Raw genomic sequence first — 17467 nt, 5'->3', positions numbered from 1 at the left:
TACAGTCGCTCCGGTCGGGATGACACAAAGAGCGGGCATGGTGGGAGAAACTTCCAGGCGCAGACCCAACCGAAGCATCGCCGGGATTCTTCGCTTCGCTCAGAATGACGCGTCGATGGAAGCGTGTCTTGCTCTTTGAGAGGAACTGCAGGTCCCTCGACTGCGCACCTTCGGCGCTTCAGACGGGATTGCAAACCGCTTGTGTGGATGCGACGCTCCAGACGTGATGACAAGAGAGCGGGCATGGTGGGAGAAACTTCCAGTCACAGACCCAACCGAAGCAGCGCCGGGATTCTTCGCTTCGCTCAGAATGACGCGTCGATGGAAGCGTGTATTGCTCTTTGAGAGGAACTGCAGGTCCCTCCGTTTCGCGCCTATGGCGCGTTGGTCGGGATGACAAACCGGTTGTGTGGCTGGCGGGATGACAAATCCTACTGGCAGACTTGGCGAGGCGACTGTTGGCCCGACCGGTCTCTTTTGAGACGGGGGATTTTACTCCCCCATCAAAAAGGTACGCACGGCGATTGCTTTTCCGGTGGCGCCGTCGCACTCGATGAGCGTGGCGGCCATGCGGGGGTCGCCCTTGGCGGCCTCGAACTTGGCGGGCATGCCGGTCAGGAAGCGGTGCAGGACCTGCTCCTTCTCAACGCCAATCACACTGTTGTATGGGCCGCTCATGCCCACATCCGTTTGAAATGCCGTTCCGCCGGGCAGAACCCGGGCATCGGCGGTGGGCACGTGGGTGTGCGTGCCCAGCACGGCGGTGACCCGGCCGTCGAGGTGCCAGCCCATTGCCACTTTCTCCGATGTCGCCTCGGCGTGGAAGTCCAGCAGAATGACGCGTGCCTGAATCTGCGGCAGCAGCGCATCGATGGTATGGAACGGGTTGGCATGGTTGGCCATGAAGACCTGCCCCTGCAGATTGATGACGGCAAAGGCCTGACCATTGGGCAGCGTGCCTTCAAAGACGCCGTGGCCTGGCGTTCCCGCTGCATAATTGGCCGGGCGAATCACGCGGCGCGGGCGCTCCTTGCTCCCGGCTGGCACGGACTGCATGTATTCGATCAGCTCGCGCTTATCCCATACGTGATTGCCGGTGGTGATGACGTGCGCGCCCAGGTCGAAGAGTTCCTCGGCGATGGCGGGAGTGATGCCGAAGCCACCGGCTGCGTTTTCGCCATTGATGACGAGCAGATCGACGCTGTGCGTCTCCATGACGTGCGGCAGATGCTCCCGGACGATGCTCCTTCCAGCGCTGCCGAAGACGTCGCCTACAAACAAAATCTTCAAAATCGAGACCTCTTTCTATCCTCTCAGTTACAAGTATCCGATGGCGCGGGCAGTTTTCGGGCACTTACAACACCGTGTTAGCGACAAATTCGCACTATCGGATGAAAACCTGTGTTAGCGTTGCTTCATGGCCGTCAACACTCGCTTTGCTACGGGCGTGCACGCGATGGTGTTACTTGCTGCCGAACCCGACACGCTGCAGACATCCGAGACCATTGCCGGACGGCTGGAAACCAATCCAGTCGTAGTACGCCGCGTCTTCTCGCTGCTGCATCACGCCGGACTTGTAGATAGTCACAAAGGGCCCAGCGGTGGATCAAAACTGGCACGACCTGCCAAGCAGATCACCCTGGCCGATATCTACAAGGCACTCGACACAGGCGACCTCTTTCACACGGCAGAGTTTGCCAGCGAAGAGGCCGCGCACACCGCCAGCGCCCTGCACCAGGTCTTCAAGAATATCGAACGCTCCCTGCGGGACGAGCTCTCAAAGACCACCCTCTCTCAGATTGCCAAAAAGGCCACGCGCAAAGCCGCCAAGGCCGACGGCAAGAAACACAAGTAAATCCGTCAGGCAGCCGGAATTGCGGCTGCTTCGCGCCTGAGATCGCTTCGCCATCGCAGCAGCAACGCGATGGCAAGCAGAATCAGCGCCGCGGTGAGGCCGGTCCAGAGGCCGGTGAGCTGCCATTGCAGCCCAAAGCAGAGCAGCGCACCCAGCGGCAACCCAAAGATCCAGTATGCGCCCAGATTCATCCACATGGGATAGCGGGTTTCGCCCATGCCGCGCAATGCGCCGGTGGTTACGGATTGAATTCCGTCGAAAATCTGAAAGGCCGCGACCAATAACAAAATGTGCTCGCCGAGCGCGATGACCTGGGCATCGTGCGTCCAGAGCGAGAGAATCTGCTTTGGAAACAGCAGAAAGGTGCAGGCCATGCATGCCATGAAGCCCGCGCCGAGAGCAATGGCGAGATAACCTGCGCGGCCTGCGCGTGGCCGGTCACCGGCGCCCACCGCGTGGCCCACGGCCACGGCCGCCGCCGCCGAGATGCCGAGCGGCACCATGTAGGTATAGGCGGCGCAGTTGAGCACAATCTCATGCGTGGCCAGAGAGATGGGGTCAAGGTGCGACGCCATGATGGTGGCCGCGCCGAATCCGGCGACCTCAAGCACCACCTGCGTGCCTGCGGGCAGGCCCAAAGCGCAGAGCATGCGCAGGCGGCGCAGGTCAAAGCGGGGCCAATGCGCGAAGAGCGCGTGTCCCCGACCCTTCTCGTGCAGCCACGCGGCATAGACCAGCACCGCCGCCATGTAGACGCGCGCAAAGCAGGTGGAGATGGCTGAGCCGCGCACTCCGAGGGCCGGCAAGCCCAGATGGCCGTAGATCAAGGCCCAGTTGAGGCCCCAGTTCACCAGATTGGCCGAGATGAGCGCGAAGCTGATCGGGCGCACGCGGCCCACACCCTGCAGATAACGGCGGAAGGCTCCGTAGACCAGCAACGGGAGTGTGCTCAGGTTGAGATAGACGAGAAAGGAGCGGGTGAGTCCGCTGACCTGAGCGTTGACGCCGTGGCCGGTGAAGAGCAGCGCGCCGCCCATGACCAGCAGCATGAGAGGCACGGTCGCGGCTACGGCGAGATAAACGCCCTGGGCCAGCCAACGGTGGCACTCATCGAAATCGCGACGGCCCCATGCCTGCGCAATGAGGGTGTCGAGACCGAGCAGCAATCCAATGCCGAAGAGAGATGGCCCGTAATAGATGGCGTTGCCGAGGCCCACGGCTCCAATGGCGACGGGACTGAGCTTGCCGACCATGATGAGATCGACGATGCCCATGGTCATCCAGCCGAGCTCGGACAGCACGATGGGGCTGGCGAGCTTGAGCAGGTGCCATAGCTCCTGCCACAGGTTCACGCGCGAACGGGCTTCTCTATCGAGCGGAAGATGGAGTTGCGAACTCATGGCGGCTTCACTGATTTTAAGCGGCTAACGTGAGGGTGATTTTAAGGGGCGAATGCGAGGGTGGCTGCGAGGTGATGGAAGGTTCGGTTGTCTTCTGTTATTTTCAATAAAGCAACACCGTTGGAGAGATGGCCGAGTGGCTGAAGGCGCACGCTTGGAAAGCGTGTTTAGGGGAAACTCTAACGTGGGTTCGAATCCCACTCTCTCCGCCATTTTGCTTTGTATTCCCCTCCCTTTCATTCCCCCGACATTCAGGGCAACGTAGAAAAGCCGGAGCGATTTTGCCCGACTCGGCATTTGCGTATGCGGTCCGCAAACAGACACGTTTGCAAATGTGAATGTGAATTCGCATTTTTACGGGCAAATGCGAGGAAATGGCCTTTCGGGGGAGAGATAACGCCATCTTTTTCAATGACTTACACCATTCTTCCAGAAGAATGTGAATTGCTATTCACGTTTGCCCATGTTTTTTTCTCAGCCGCCGCTGGAGACTGCACACGGGACAGAGCTATCTCGTTGCAGCGATGGAACTTAATGGCGATTTTTGGGGCGGCGTGAAAATGTGAAATGGAATTCACATTTTCAGCGCATATATTGCGACTGCATGGCACAAGTTTTCCTCCCACGTCCGAACACACGGACGTGGGGCACCCCGGCTTTTACCCTAAGCCTGGACGTGGGCACCCGGCTTTTGGCCTGACGCTGGAAGGACTTGCGCGCCGCCAGAACGGGTCTGGAGTCGGGTCTGGATCGCAGGTCTGGAGTTGATTCCGGATTGGCCCCCGGACCAGCCTTAGACGGACTCCGGCGCGGACTGGATGTTCGCGCTGGAGTGGAGACTTCCCTGCTTTCAGGATATCAAGATCAGGCCATATTTCCGGCGGCGGCATCGGGCCATATTTCCGGTGGTGGCGCGATCGGGAGTCAGAGGGTCAGATTGTCAGCCTCGGGCAGATTGCGGTCGGCGGCTGCGCGGCTCCAGCCCACGCGAAAGTCCTTCACGTTGTGCAGCGAGAATGCGCCGCCCTGGTGAACGGGCGCGGTGATGGCGAAGAAGTCGGCGCGGTCGACGCGATCAAGGTAGATGGCCGGGCGCACATCGTTCGCGCGTGTGGCCAACTCGACATGACTCATCTCAAGATTGCGCAGATTGCGGATAAAGAAGCCATACGCCGGGGTGGTGCCGAACATGGTCGGCTCAGGATAACCGGCCGGCTTGTTGGGCGGTGCGGCGATGGGTGTGTTGTGACCGCCAGAGGTTTCGATATAGATGTTCGAGAGCTTGACGTCTTCAATCTCATGGCCGGGCAGGCCGGCAAAAATGGAGCTGAATTTGGGAGTTGCGTTGTAGCAGTCGAGATTGCTGACGAGGATGCGTCGCAGCTTTCCGATCTGCGTGGTTGCCTCGGGGCCACGCAGGCGCGCACCGAGACGGAGAAAGAGCGGGCCGCAGGTCAGATCGCGCATGGTGGTGTTGGAAATGGTGATGTCTTCGAGCAGCGCGCCGTCCACGGTTTCGAGCGCGTAGCCGTAGCAGCCCTCAAAGGTGCAGTTTGTAATCGTGATATTGATAAAGCCGCCGTTGGACTCGGTGCCGCACTTGATGCGCCCGGTTCTCCAGATGGGCTGATCCTCGGGAAATTTGCGGAAGGTGCCGTCGATGATGGAGCCGAGCTGATAAGTGCCGGTGACCCAGCAGTTGCTGATGGTCACATTTTTGGTGTCGCGGCGGTAGCCGAGGGCGTAGCTGGATTTTGGGCAGATGCCATCGTCCCATGGGGAGTTGACGGTGCAGTTGGTGACGCGCACGTTCTGGCAGCAATCAATGTCCATGCCGTCGCGGTCGGTGTCGATGATGAGATTGTCGATGGTGAGGTTGTCCACGCCGGTGAGGAGCAGGCCGAAGTGACCACCTTTCAGGATGGAGAAGTCCCGCAGAATTACGTTGTGACACTTCTTGAGGGCGATGGCCTTGTTGCCGACACCGGCCTGCTCGGCGACGAATGCCGTGCTCCATTCGCCCTGCTTGCGTCCATTGGAAAGGCCTCGGCCCCAGATCAGCCCGGGTCCGGTGATGCTGATGTCGTGGAGATCCTCCCCCCAGAGAAGCGAATTGTGCCAGTGATTGTGACCGTAGTCCTGGTAATGCTCCCAGGGGGTGTTCGGCTCGGCTGCATCATAGACGCCGCCGCGATAGCCGGTCTGTTCGCCGGGGGTGGGCGAGTCCGCCGCGAGAATGGTGCAGCCCCGCGAGAGGTAGAGATGCACGTTGCTCTTCAGGCGGATGGAAAAGCTCATGTAAACGCCGGCCGGAAAGACGACCGTTCCGCCGCCGGCTGCTGCGGCCGCCTCGATCGCACGGTTGATGGCAGGCGAATCGACGGTTTTGCCGTCTCCCGTTGCGCCGTAGTGGCGCACGTTGAACGTGGGTGTCGCAGCGGCATGGTCAGGACGGGCAGCGGGAGAGTGCCTGTCCGCAGCAAGAGCCAGAGCAGGAGCCGCCGCGGCAGCAACGCCGAAACTGCCAAAGCGGAGAAGATCGCGACGAACGGAATCGATGGTTTTCATGCGAGGGCCATAGTAACAGGTCAGACCACTCGCTTGCATCGCAGCTCGAGTGCTTACGAATGAAGAGCGGCCCGGCTGCTATGCTGCCAGCATGTCGCATAAGCTGCGCGCCCATCTCATGCTTACGGCTGTGGTTTGTGTATGGGGCGCTACGTTTGTAGTGATCAAGAGCGCGCTGGCGGACATCTCTCCGCTGCTCTTCAACCTCATTCGCATGACCATTGCCTCGGCGTGCCTGCTTGCGATTTATGGGCGGCGTCTGCGCAGGCTGCGCTGGGCGACCCTGGGCGCGGGCGCGCTGACGGGGCTGTGTCTTGCGGCTGGATATCAGTTTCAAACGGCCGGATTGCGGCTGACGACTCCCTCCAAGTCAGCTTTTTTGACGGGACTGGTGGTGGTTCTGGTTCCGCTGCTGGCGGGGATTCCGGGGCTGCGGCCGCCGGGCGCGAGCTTGCCGAAGTGGAATGCGTGGCTGGGAGTTGTGGCGGCGTTTGTGGGCATTGTGCTGCTGACCGCTCCGCAAGGGAGCGGATGGTCCATATTGATGCTGCGGGAGATCAATCCGGGCGACCTGTTGACGCTGGCCTGCGCGCTGGGGTTTTCATTGCACGTGATTGCTCTGGCGCATTTCTCGCCCCGGTTTGATTTTGAGCAGCTCGCAATTCTGCAGATTGTATTTTGCACGCTGGCGATGGGGGTGACGACTCCCCTGCTGGAGAAGTGCTGGGTGCATTGGACACCGCGCGTGGTGATCGCCCTTGTGGTGGCAGCGGTGCTGGCGACGGCGGCGGCCTTTACCGTGCAGGCCTGGGCGCAGCAAATTTTGCCAGCGACACACACGGCGCTGATTCTTGCGCTGGAGCCGGTTTTTGCCTGGGTGACCGCCTTTCTGGTGCTGAGAACCGGGCTGCACGGAAGGGAGATTGTGGGTGCGTTGCTGATTCTGGCCGGGATTGGCGTCACGGAATTGATGCCGTCGCGCATGCAACCCACGATGCCGGAAATGCCTTCCATCTAATACGTACCCTATGACGTATGTGTGAAGTGGTGCGTCTAAAAGTTGCGGGCCGCTCAGCAGTGGCGCGCACCGCCTGCAATGCTCCCGCTCTATACTGTTGACGGGAAAAGTTTTACGTTTCTGAATGAAGATACGAGGTTAGACCCAAATGAAATCAATGCTTCGGCGTCTCGGTAATCGCCGTCTCGCTTCTACGTTCACCATTCTTGCCACCTTATCCGCGGGCATTCTGATTGGTTCTATCGCCGCGCACGGCGTGCATGGTCAGGAGAAGGTGAACAGCTCCGATGCAGCTCAACTGACGATCCCCAAGCCGGTCAATCTGGCGACCAACTTCACCAAGATCGCCAAAGAAGTCAGCCCGGCCGTCGTGAACATCAGCACCGAGACGGTCCCCAAGCATGTCAACAATCAGCAGCAGATGGGCCCCGGCGGGGACAATGGCATGCAGCAGTTCTTTCAGCACTTCTTTGGCATGGGCCCGATGGGCCCGCAAGAGGGGCAGCCCGATGATAGCGGCCAGGTGCGGGAAGCGCTGGGTTCCGGCTTCATTGTGGATCCGCATGGCTACATCATCACCAACTACCACGTGATCAAGGGCGCGACGAGCATTCTGGTCAAGCTGAAGTCGGACCCGGCGGGCTCCAATGGGCACACAGCGACGGTGGTTGGCTTCGACAAGTCCACCGATCTCGCCGTGATCAAGATCAAGGTGGACCATCCGCTGCCGGTCGTACAAATGGGGAATTCCGACTCCATGCAGGTGGGCGATCAGGTGATCGCGATTGGCGCGCCGCTCGCGCTGACCCAGACGGTGACCGCAGGCATTGTCTCCGCGAAGGACCGCGACATTGAGCCGGGCGCCGCGGGCGAGTTCAAGCACTACATTCAGACCGATGCGGCCATCAACCCGGGCAATTCGGGTGGTCCGCTGGTGAACATGGACGGCCAGGTGATCGGCGTGAACACGGCGATCTACACGGAGACGGGCGGCTTCCAGGGCATTGGTTTTGCTATGCCGTCCAATACCGTCATCAATGTCTATAACCAGCTCATTGGCCCCGAGCACAAGGTGGTTCGCGGCAGTCTGGGCGTTGAGTTCCAGCAGAATCTGCCTCCGGCGGTGGCGCATGTTTATGGTGTCAAGTCGGGCGTGCTGATCAGCAGCGTAGTGGCGGGCTCCCCTGCCGCCAAGGCCGGCCTGAAGCCGGGCGACATCATTACCAGCGTGGACGGCACGCCGATCCGCGACGGCAATGACCTGATCAACAACATCTCGGTTCGCAAGCCGGGAAGCAGCGTCAACCTGGGCTTTGTGCATGACGGCAAGCCGCAGACAGCCAACGTGACCATCTTCAGCCAGTCGGAACTGCAGAAGCTGATTGCCAACGGCGGCAACGGCTCGGGTTCGGGCAGCAATGGCTCTGGAGAGACCGGCCACGTGAAGCTGGGCATCACGGTCAGCAATCTGCCTCCGGGCGCTCCTGCCGGACTTCAGGGCGTGCTGATCCAGGGTGTGGAGCCGGGATCCTTTGCCGACACGCAGTTGCACCTGAACGGCGCGGAGGGCATGGTGATCACTGCGATCAACCGGCATCAGGTACACAACGTGGCCGAGTTCAAGGCGATTGTGGGCGGCCTGCACTCGGGCGACGATGTGGCTCTGCAGCTTGTGAATCCGCAGGACCCGAACGCAGGGACCAACTACGTGGGCGGCACGCTCCCGTAATAGAACCGGGCAGTACCAAAGGCGGCTCCCCTTGTGGGAGCCGCTTTTCTTGCTATTGCATTTTCAGTTTTCAGCCGATACCCTGCCTGTGAGAGCAAAAAACGTAGTCGAGGTTTTGTTTTAGATGCCTTCCAAGCGATCCTGGCACATCGCCGCCTTTGTATTGTGCGCCGCGCTGCTCACGAGCTCCGCCTGGGGCAGCCCAGCTCACCGACGCCATCATTACCGTCACCATCACTACTTCCGGCATCACTCCAAACCCCATCAGCTTCGGGGACAGCGCGCGATGGCCTCCTCACGCGTGGAGCAGATTCAGGCAGCGCTGATTCGGGAACACTACCTGACGGGCGAGCCCAACGGTGACTGGAACGACGAGACGCAGGCTGCGATGCGCAAGTATCAGGCCGACCACGGCTGGCAGACCAAGCTGCTGCCCGACGCCCGCGCGCTGATCAAGCTGGGCCTTGGTCCGAAGGTAGACGAGACGGAAGAAGCACAGAACAGCAAGCAGCCTCAGCAGCCGAAGCCTTCCATCAGCTATGCGGACACGCTGGCCGCCGTGCATGCTCTGCCCGAATAGCTGATCGTATTGAAAGCAAAGTAAAAGGGCTGCGCGAGGCGCAGCCCTTGCTTATTGCAAACGAAGATCTCAGGCCGTGGTTTTGGCGCAATATTCGTTGAAGGCACGGGCCAGTTCCTGGCCGATGGCCTGTGCGGTGTTCGTCTCGATGATGGCGCGCTGCATCAGGTAGATGAGCTTGCCGTCGCGCAGAATAGCAATCGCCGGCGATGAAGGCGGATGGCCTTCAAAGTACGAGCGGGCGCGATCGGTGGCTTCGCGATCCTGTCCGGCAAAAACGGTGATCGACTGGTCGGGCACCACCGCATTCTGCAACGCCAGGCGAACGCCGGGGCGCATCTTTCCGGCAGCGCAACCGCAGATCGAGTTCACGACCACCATGGTGGTGCCGGGAGCTGCCAGGGCCGCATCGACGTCAGCGGCTGTGCGGGCTTCCTTGATGCCGACGCGGGTCAGTTCCTCGCGCATCGGAATAACCATAATTTCTGGATACATTCGCGGTTTGATCCTCCAGGCGAAGTCGCCTGTTTCTATTGTACGAACCTATGGACCGGTTGTCGCCCGGGAATCGCCGGAAGCACCGGTGCGGCCCAAAACGGGCCTCGGGGCGTTGCGGGACCGTATGCCCGCGGAACCCGCTAAACGGCTGAATGCAGAGCCTCCAGCAACGCCTGAGGCTCGGTGATGGGCGGCTGGCAACTCATTCCCTGGCAGACCAGGGCAACCGGCTCAGTAAAGCCGGAAAGATGCGGCAGAGTCTCGGCCAGTGCGGGGGGCAGGTTCTCGACGGCTAACTGGGCGGCATCGAATTGCACGACTGATTTGTTTACCGCATAGCGAGCCACGGCCATGGCGGCCAGTTCCCTCGCCCGGGGTCCATCGCCCGCCACGATGATCTGCGCGGGCGGAAGCAGAAAGCGCAGCAGCGCCAACCCGTAAGTGCCTGCGTAGAGACCGAAGTGCTCCACGACGCCGGCGAAGGCTTCGAGTGTGTCTTCGGCCAGCTCCGCATGACGCTTCTCTCCGCTGAGTGAAGCCAGACGGAGCAAAGCCGAGGCTGCCGCCGGATTGCCGGCCGGAGTGGGCGTGTCCTGCAGCGGCTTGCGCCGCGCGGCGAGCGCGCCGAGCTTGCTGCCCTGAATCTCCGTGTCAAAGAATGCGCCGGAGGTCTGGTCATAGAAGCGCGCGATCATCGCGTCCGCTATTTGTGCCGCGGCGTCGTAATATTTGCGGTCGCCGGTGCTCTCCCATGCCTCAAGGCAGGCGTCAGTGAGGAAGGCATAGTCGTCGAGTACGCCTGCGACCCAGGCTGCGGGAGACTTTCCATCGGCATAGGCGACGACATGCGACAATCCGGAGGTCTCGCTCCAGGCTTCGCGCAGAATGCGGTCGAGCGTCAGCAGGGCGAAGGTGCGCGCATGCGGCAGATCGAGCACGCGCGCGGCCTGCAGATAGGCGGAAATCGCCAGCGCATTCCAACTGGTGTAGATGGTCGTGTCGATGAAGGGCGTGGGACGTTCGCGGCGCGCAGCCAGCAGCTTTGACTTTGCGGAATCCAGTTTTTTCTGCGCCTCTTCTGCGCTCAGACTCAGTGCGGCGGCGACCTCGGCCAGCGTGCGCTTCGAGTGGAGCACATTCTTTTGCGGGTTGTGATGCATGTCTCCCATTTCGCCAATGTCGAAGTAGGAAGCGGCTACGGCGAGCTCTTCGTTGCTGAGCACGGCGCGAGCCTCGGCGAGTGTCCAGGTGAAGTAGTCTCCGTCATCGTCGAGATTGATGTCGGCATCCTGCGAGGCATAAAAGCCGCCGCGCTCGCGGTCGCTGAGGCATTCGTCCATCCAGCGGATGATGTCGACGGCGACGGCCGCGAATTCAGGCTCAACAAAGCTCTGGAAGGCATGCACATAGTTTGAGAGCAGGCCCGCGTTGTCATAAAGCATCTTCTCGAAGTGCGGCACGATCCACTGCTCGTCCACCGAGTAGCGGTGGAATCCGCCGGCAAGCTGGTCGTACACACCTCCAGCGGCCATTTTGCGGAGGGTGACGGTCGCCGCCTCGCGCACACGCTCGTTGCCGGTGCGCGAGGCTGTGTCGATGAGCATGTCCATCGCGGATGGATGCGGGAACTTGGGCTGCGAGCCAAAGCCGCCATAGCGCGCGTCAAATTGCTGCACGGCGCTGCTCACCAGCTTTTCAACGATGCTGATCGACAGCGTGCCCGACCGTCCGGCAAAGGATTCGCCATGCTCGATGGCGCCAAGCACGCTGTTGGCGGTCTCCAGAGCTTCTCCGCGGCGGTTCTGCCACACATCGGCGAGACTGCGCAGCACGCGCTCAAAGCCGGGGCGGCCATAGCGGTCCTCCGGAGGGAAATAGGTGCCGCCGAAAAACGGCTTGCCTTCAGGCGTGAGAATTGCCGTGAGCGGCCATCCGCCCTGGCCGGCCATGGCCTGCACGGCGGCCTGGTAACGGCTATCGACATCAGGGCGTTCGTCGCGGTCTACCTTGATGGCGATGAAGTGCTCGTTGATCACCGCGGCGATGGCTGGATTCTCGTAGGACTCGCGGTCCATGACATGGCACCAGTGGCACCAGACCGCGCCGATGTCCAGCAATACGGGCTTGTCCTCTTGCGCCGCCAGCGCAAAGGCGTCGTCGCCCCAGCTATGCCACCGAACCGGCTGGTGCATGGCAGAGCGCAGGTAAGCAGAGGAGGAGTGGGCGAGAGCGTTGAGCGTGTCAGTCATCCCTTTCAGGATAACGAAGCTGCCCTGCCGCACTCGCGCCGCTTACAGCAGAAGCCTCACACTTCGGAGGCAAGCCGCTGCGCAACTTCCACATAGAGATCAATCGCCTCGTGCAACTCGCGCTTCGAGAGCTTCTCATCGTAGGTGTGCGCCACGTGAATGGAGCCCGGCCCAAGAAGCACGGGTTCTCCCCAGGCGGAGAGCCACGGAACATCGGTGGTGAAGGCGGCGATCATCGTCGGCAGGCCTTCAAGAGTGCGCAATTTCTGGAAAGGAATTTCGAGCGTATAGACGACTTCGGCGCGGCCTTCGGCGGCCTGCTCCAACGCGGCCTTGGTGCTTTGCGAGTCGCCCACGAGACGCACCATGACCTGCGCTTCGGCGTGGTCGGCAATCACGTTGGGCGCGCGGCCGCCTTCGAGCAATCCAATGTTGAGCGTGCTCGGGCCTATCTCCGGGTTCACGGGCAAATCGATCTCTAACATGCGATCGAGCACGGGAACGAGCTTGTGAATGGCGCTGTCGCCCAGCTCAGGATAAGCAGAGTGCGCCATCTTGCCCTTCGCGCGCACGGCGGCCCGCAGCGTTCCCTTGGAGGCAATGGCGACGCGATTGTCGGTGGGCTCGCCATTGATGAGGAATTTGCTGCCGCGCGGATTCTGGTTGGCGGCCTTTGCGCCGGCAGAGTCGCGCTCCTCGCCGACGACGAACAGCAGCGCCACAGGCACGCCCAGAGCGCGCAGCCGCTCGGCTGCCACAATCTGCGCGGCCATGATGCCCTTGGCGTCACAGGCGCCACGACCATAGATGAACTCGTCGTCTTCGCGCGAAGCAAAATATGGGGGCACGGTATCCATGTGCGTGGAGAGCGTCACGACCGGGGCCGTACTCTGCGCTGCGGCGTAGACGTTCCAGCGTGGATCCTGCGACTGGCTGCCCTCGGGCTGCGCGACGGCGGTGCGCTCGACCAGGAAACCGCGTTCCTCAAGATAGTTCGCGATAAATTCGCCCACCGCACCTTCGTGAAAGGTGGTGGATTCCATGTCAATCAACTGGCGCGTGAGGTTTACGGGATCGATATCCATGCGAATTTCAGCATACCTGAGTGCGAGGGCGGTACATTAAACAGGGACTATGCAATCATCGTCGGACACCTCTCCTCTTCGCACCATCGAAACGCTGCGCGGCCCTGCCGGACGCCTGGAAGCCTTGCTGAATGCGGGCCAGCCGGATGCGCCCTATGCGGCGCTGGTCTGCCATCCGCACCCGCTGGGCGGCGGCACCATGCACAACAAAGTGGTGTATCACACGGCCAAAGCCTTTCAGAGCCTGGGGTTGCCGGTGCTGCGCTTCAACTTTCGCGGCACCGGTCTCAGCGAGGGCGAACACGATCATGGACGCGGCGAGCAGGATGATGTGCGCGCCGCTCTGGATTGGCTGCAGAATGAGTTTTCGCGACCGATTCTGTTTGCCGGATTTTCGTTCGGTTCCTTCGTCGGCCTGCGCGTCTGCTGCGGAGATGCGCGCGTGCGCGGACTGGTCGGGCTTGGCCTGCCGGTGCATGCGGAGGGACGCGACTACTCCTATGAATTTTTGCGGGAGTGCCCTCAACCGAAGCTCTTCATTAGCGGAACACGCGACCAGTATGGGCCTCAGGAACAAGTGACTGCGGTGATTGCCAATGCAAAACCTCCCGCGGAACTCGTATGGATAGAAGATGCCGATCATTTTTTTGTGGGCAAACTCGACCAGGTGCGCGACGCAATTGCTGAATGGACAAACGCAAATTTCTTTTAGGATGCAGACATGAACGCGATCGATGAGCTTCAGCAGCAGGCTCTTTCTATTTTTGAAGACGCGCTGGCGGCCTGTGATATTGATCGCGCCTTTGAGCGTCACCTGCACTTTGAGGGCAAGACTCTCGTGCTGGATGACGATGGCGAGGGCAACACCAGGCGAATTGATCTGGATGATTACAAGCGCCTGATCGTCATTTCATTTGGCAAGGCCGGAGCCAGCATGCTGGCTGCGCTGATGCAGCGCATTCCCGATGGCATCGATGTTCGCGGTCTTTGCTCCAGCCCGGAGCCCACGGAGATCAAATATCGCCATTTCAAATTCTTTACGGGCGGCCATCCGTTGCCCAATCAGGATTCGCTTGCAGCAGGCCGTGAAGCCCTCGACATTCTTCGCAAGATCAGGAAAGACAGCTTCGTTCTGTATCTGATCAGTGGCGGCGGCTCAGCCATGCTGGAGACGGCTCTGGATAAGCAGATACCGATGGAGGATATCCGGGCCTTTCATGAAACGCTCGTGGCCTGTGGTGCGACCATCAGTGAAGTCAATACAGTAAGGCGCTTTTTCTCGGGAGTCAAAGGGGGCCGTCTGGCACAAGCAGCGGGCGGCTGTGACAAGCTAACGCTTTTGCTGGCCGATGTTCCGCTGCGGGAAATGGAAGCCGTGGCCTCTTCTCCAACGCTGCCGAATCAGACACCGCTCGCCGCCTGCGAAGAGGTGCTGGAGCGCTATCAATTGCTTGAGGTCTTCCCTGCGAGCGTGAGACGCTTCTTTGAAGAACTGCGCGCGGGCGAATGGCCCCTGCCACCCTCCGCAGAAGACGTGGCTTTTCACAATGCGGATTTCCGCGTGCTGCTTTCGAATCACGACTTTGTGGACGCAGCGCAGAGGGCTGCTGAAGACCTGGGATATGCAGTCACCGTCGATAACAGTTGCGACGACTGGGACTATGAAGCCGCCAGCCGCTACCTGCTGGATCGCTTTCACACCCTGCGGCTGGAGTCTTCCAAGACATGCCTGATTTCAAGCGGCGAACTCAGTGTCAAGCTTCCGGTCGAGCATGGCTGCGGCGGACGCAACCAGCAGTTCGCCCTCACCTGTGCCTTTGATCTGGCTCGTTTTGAAGGGCTGCCGATGGTGGTGCTGAGCGCCGGGTCAGATGGAGTCGATGGCAACAGCCCGGCCGCTGGAGCCATGGCCGATACGACGACGCTGGCGCGGGCGCGACAGCAGAATTTTGATCCCGAAGCGCATCGCCGCCACTTTGACGCCTGCCCTCTCTTCACCGCCATTGGAGACAGCATTGTGACAGGCCCCACAGGGAATAACCTGCGGGACCTGCGCATCTTTGTGGCAGCAGCGCCGGCACAACTCAGCATCAATGAGTCAGATCGTTGAACAAGGAGTTGCTTCCGAGCGAGGAGAAGACCTGGGACAGAGCCGCTTGTTGCGTTTCGGCATTTTTGAGTTGCACCGAAAGGCCGGCGACATCGGCCTGCATCAGATTGGTCTGCGTAGACTGCAACTGCGTGGACTGCGTTTGCGCATAGGTGGAAGTCGCCGTGATGCGCGATAGTGAGTTGTCAATCGCTACTCGCTGCTCGCTCACATAATTGAGCGCCTGGCTCAACTGTCCGATATCATTTTGCGCGGCTGTAATATTGTTGCTGCTGTAATCGGAAATCAGCTGATTCAGCGACCCCAGAACGTTGCCACCCGAAGCCGTGAAGACCTGATTCCCCGGCAGATTGAGTGAAATCGACTGGCCATCGGGCGTGGTCATCGTGTTCACCGCGCTGTCTCCGTTGTAAGTGACCGTCGCGGGCGACGTAGAGCTATTCAACGTAAAGGGCTCGGTATTGACGCTGCCGGAGAAGACATACTGCCCCAGATAGCTGGTATTGGCAAGCGAAAGTACCTCATCGCGAATGCCGGAAAGCTGTGTGGCGATGGCCTGTTCATTCGATGGATTCAGCGTGCCATTGTTGCCCTCGGTCGCCAGCGAAATGGCCGAGGTCAGTTGCGTGACCACGCTGCCGAGAGCTGAGTCTGTCACCTGCAGCATGCCTTGTGCAGAGGAAGCCGTCTGCTGGTATTGCACATCGGAGCTGATGGCGGAGTTCAGGGAAACATTCTCGCCCACAGCCGATGGGTTGTCGCTCAACTGTTGAATGCTGGTGCCGTTTGACAACTCTTCGGTCAGTTGTTGCTGCACCGATGTGGTCTGATCGATGGCAGCCGCGACGTTGTTTAGATATTGCGGATTGACTCGCATCGTTCTCCTCCTTGATTGATAGGACTTATGCGTAGCTGGTGCTCACGCCAAGATTGAGCGCCGCGGTCATGACGTTCGAGAGTACGGTGAACGTCTTCGATGCTGCCTGGTAAGCCTGCTCCAGAGTTTCGAGCGAAGCCGCCTCTTCATTCAGACTCACGCCGGATAGTGATCCAATCTGATTTTGCAATTGCGTCACCGAGGCCTGCTGGAACGAATTCTGCGATTGCACATCGGAGACCAGAGAGCCGAGACTCGTCATAAATGCAGAGTAGTAATTGGTTGGCGTGTCGCCACTGACAATCTGCTGGGTTGCCAGATTCGCTACCGCCGTTGCATTCGATCCATTCTGCGAACCGTCACCAGAAGCAGCCGCTGCCACCTTGTTGGGGTCCGTCATGATCACCGAGATCTGCGTGGCCGCACCGGTGGCGCTGGTGGGCAGCGAGAAAATTGCGGTGCCGGGATTGCCGCTGGCATCGGAACCCGCTTCATTCTGGGTGTTCACCGCCGATCCGAGACTATAGGCCAGGGTGTCGAGCGCGCTCTGCATCTGCGGAATATCCTGATCGCGCACGGTCAGCAATCCGCCCAGCGACCCACCTGCGCCGGTCAGCCCGGCTGTGATGTCATTGTTGTTGGAGTCGAAGAAATGTGTCACGCCGTTGACCAGTCCCGAGCTGAGCGCAAAGCTCTGACTGCCGGACACCAGCACAGCGCCAGAGGTAGTCGTCAGCGTGAGCGAATTGCCCTGGTTTTGAATCTGGTTGACGCCAACAAGCGCGCTCAACTGGGAAATGGCCGTGGCGCGCGCGTCTTCGAGAGAGCCCGCATCGCTGTTGGGGCTCTGGCTGCTGATCTGCGTGTTGAGTTTTGCGATCTGAGCAGTGAGGTTGTTGATCTGCGTGACCAGCCCCGCGCTTTGATGATCGACCGAAGCCGCCTGCGAAGACAATTGTTGAGCCGCCGAGTTGAAGTCGGATGTGAGGTTGGCCGCGGCGGAAAGCACCCCCTGGCGCAGCGAAGTCTGTGTAGGATTCGCTTCGAGAGCACTCCATGCCGAAAAGAAGCTTGACAGGTCCTGCGAGATTCCGACGGTGGAACTCGTTGAGCTGGAACTGGTCGAGATGCTGCTGCTGAAAACACCCTGCACCTGCTGCAATGCCGACAACCTCGCCGCGGAGTCACTCTGGGCCTGGGTTTGCTGGTCGAGGCTCTGTTGCAGAACAGGACTGCGCTGCGATTGCGGGCCGGTCATGTTGACGCCGTCCCCATAGGTGATGCCGTTGATCTGGATCGAGTCAGCCATCTGCCAGACAGGAACCTCGCGGGTATAGCCCGTGGTGTTGGCATTGGCCACGTTGTTCGAAACGATGCTCAAAGCCGCCTGGTCGGCTTCAAGTGCTCCGGTAGCAATGTTGAAGGCAGTACCAATCGATGCCATGGATCTCCCCCGGCCTGAAAGTGGCTCAGGCCTTGCTGTGGTGAAACTTCATGA

At 60.3% G+C, this 17467-nt stretch carries 14 protein-coding genes and 1 tRNA gene; 7 read left to right on the top strand and 8 right to left on the bottom strand.

Features of this window, described 5'->3' with window-relative positions:
- Positions 1-492: 492 nt before the first annotated feature.
- Positions 493-1290, bottom strand: coding sequence for a TIGR00282 family metallophosphoesterase (locus ACP_RS01370; protein WP_012680678.1), 798 nt, complete (start codon positions 1288-1290; stop codon positions 493-495).
- A gap of 127 nt (positions 1291-1417) precedes the next feature.
- Between ACP_RS01370 and ACP_RS01365 the strand changes: the two genes are divergently transcribed.
- Positions 1418-1855: an RrF2 family transcriptional regulator gene (locus ACP_RS01365; RefSeq protein ID WP_012680677.1), complete on the top strand. Its 438-nt coding sequence runs from the start codon at positions 1418-1420 to the stop codon at positions 1853-1855.
- 5 nt (positions 1856-1860) lie between these two features.
- Here ACP_RS01365 and ACP_RS01360 read toward each other — a convergent pair whose 3' ends face one another.
- Complete coding sequence (locus ACP_RS01360; RefSeq protein WP_052294636.1) at positions 1861-3255, bottom strand: MATE family efflux transporter; 1395 nt, start codon at positions 3253-3255, stop codon at positions 1861-1863.
- 122 nt (positions 3256-3377) lie between these two features.
- Between ACP_RS01360 and ACP_RS01355 the strand changes: the two genes are divergently transcribed.
- Positions 3378-3467 (top strand) — tRNA-Ser (locus ACP_RS01355).
- Positions 3468-4179: 712 nt separating this feature from the next.
- Here ACP_RS01355 and ACP_RS01350 read toward each other — a convergent pair.
- Positions 4180-5823 carry a rhamnogalacturonidase gene (locus ACP_RS01350; protein WP_041839168.1) on the bottom strand — a complete coding sequence of 548 codons (1644 nt, stop codon included), beginning with the start codon at positions 5821-5823 and terminating at the stop codon, positions 4180-4182.
- 49 nt (positions 5824-5872) lie between these two features.
- On the opposite strand from ACP_RS01350, the gene ACP_RS01345 reads away from it, so the two are divergent.
- The 3 genes from ACP_RS01345 to ACP_RS17070 all read left to right on the top strand — a co-directional run bounded on the left by ACP_RS01345 (position 5873) and on the right by ACP_RS17070 (position 9150).
- On the top strand, positions 5873-6841 hold the full coding sequence (locus tag ACP_RS01345) for a DMT family transporter (RefSeq protein WP_238525618.1): 969 nt from the start codon (positions 5873-5875) through the stop codon (positions 6839-6841).
- Positions 6842-6989: 148 nt separating this feature from the next.
- Positions 6990-8570, top strand: a complete 1581-nt coding sequence (locus ACP_RS01340; RefSeq protein WP_012680673.1) for a trypsin-like peptidase domain-containing protein — start codon at positions 6990-6992, stop codon at positions 8568-8570.
- A gap of 124 nt (positions 8571-8694) precedes the next feature.
- Positions 8695-9150, top strand: coding sequence for a peptidoglycan-binding domain-containing protein (locus ACP_RS17070; RefSeq protein ID WP_012680672.1), 456 nt, complete (start codon positions 8695-8697; stop codon positions 9148-9150).
- Positions 9151-9219: 69 nt separating this feature from the next.
- Here ACP_RS17070 and ACP_RS01330 read toward each other — a convergent pair whose 3' ends face one another.
- The 3 genes from ACP_RS01330 to ACP_RS01320 form a co-directional block, all read right to left on the bottom strand.
- Positions 9220-9645, bottom strand: coding sequence for a BrxA/BrxB family bacilliredoxin (locus ACP_RS01330; RefSeq protein ID WP_012680670.1), 426 nt, complete (start codon positions 9643-9645; stop codon positions 9220-9222).
- Between the two features lie 143 nt (positions 9646-9788).
- Positions 9789-11897: a thioredoxin domain-containing protein gene (locus ACP_RS01325; protein WP_012680669.1), complete on the bottom strand. Its 2109-nt coding sequence runs from the start codon at positions 11895-11897 to the stop codon at positions 9789-9791.
- A 56-nt stretch (positions 11898-11953) separates the two neighbouring features.
- Positions 11954-12982, bottom strand: coding sequence for a M20/M25/M40 family metallo-hydrolase (locus tag ACP_RS01320; protein ID WP_012680667.1), 1029 nt, complete (start codon positions 12980-12982; stop codon positions 11954-11956).
- 49 nt (positions 12983-13031) lie between these two features.
- On the opposite strand from ACP_RS01320, the gene ACP_RS01315 reads away from it, so the two are divergent.
- Both ACP_RS01315 and ACP_RS01310 read left to right on the top strand, forming a co-directional pair.
- Positions 13032-13694, top strand: a complete 663-nt coding sequence (locus tag ACP_RS01315; RefSeq protein WP_012680666.1) for an alpha/beta hydrolase — start codon at positions 13032-13034, stop codon at positions 13692-13694.
- Positions 13695-13703: 9 nt separating this feature from the next.
- Complete coding sequence (locus tag ACP_RS01310) at positions 13704-15092, top strand: glycerate kinase type-2 family protein (RefSeq protein WP_041839167.1); 1389 nt, start codon at positions 13704-13706, stop codon at positions 15090-15092.
- Here the strand turns inward: ACP_RS01310 and ACP_RS01305 are convergent.
- Both ACP_RS01305 and flgK read right to left on the bottom strand, forming a co-directional pair.
- Complete coding sequence (locus ACP_RS01305; protein ID WP_012680664.1) at positions 15073-15969, bottom strand: flagellin N-terminal helical domain-containing protein; 897 nt, start codon at positions 15967-15969, stop codon at positions 15073-15075. The genes ACP_RS01310 and ACP_RS01305 overlap by 20 nt on opposite strands.
- Positions 15970-15994: 25 nt before the next feature.
- Positions 15995-17413 (bottom strand): flagellar hook-associated protein FlgK, encoded by a 1419-nt coding sequence (flgK, locus tag ACP_RS01300; RefSeq protein ID WP_012680663.1) that lies wholly within the window; start codon positions 17411-17413, stop codon positions 15995-15997.
- Positions 17414-17467: the final 54 nt, after the last annotated feature.

It is taken from the genome of Acidobacterium capsulatum ATCC 51196, assembly GCF_000022565.1.
GTDB lineage: Bacteria > Acidobacteriota > Terriglobia > Terriglobales > Acidobacteriaceae > Acidobacterium > Acidobacterium capsulatum.
The sequence above is the reverse complement of the archived record's forward strand: the minus strand, read 5'-3'. Positions and strand labels throughout refer to the sequence as shown.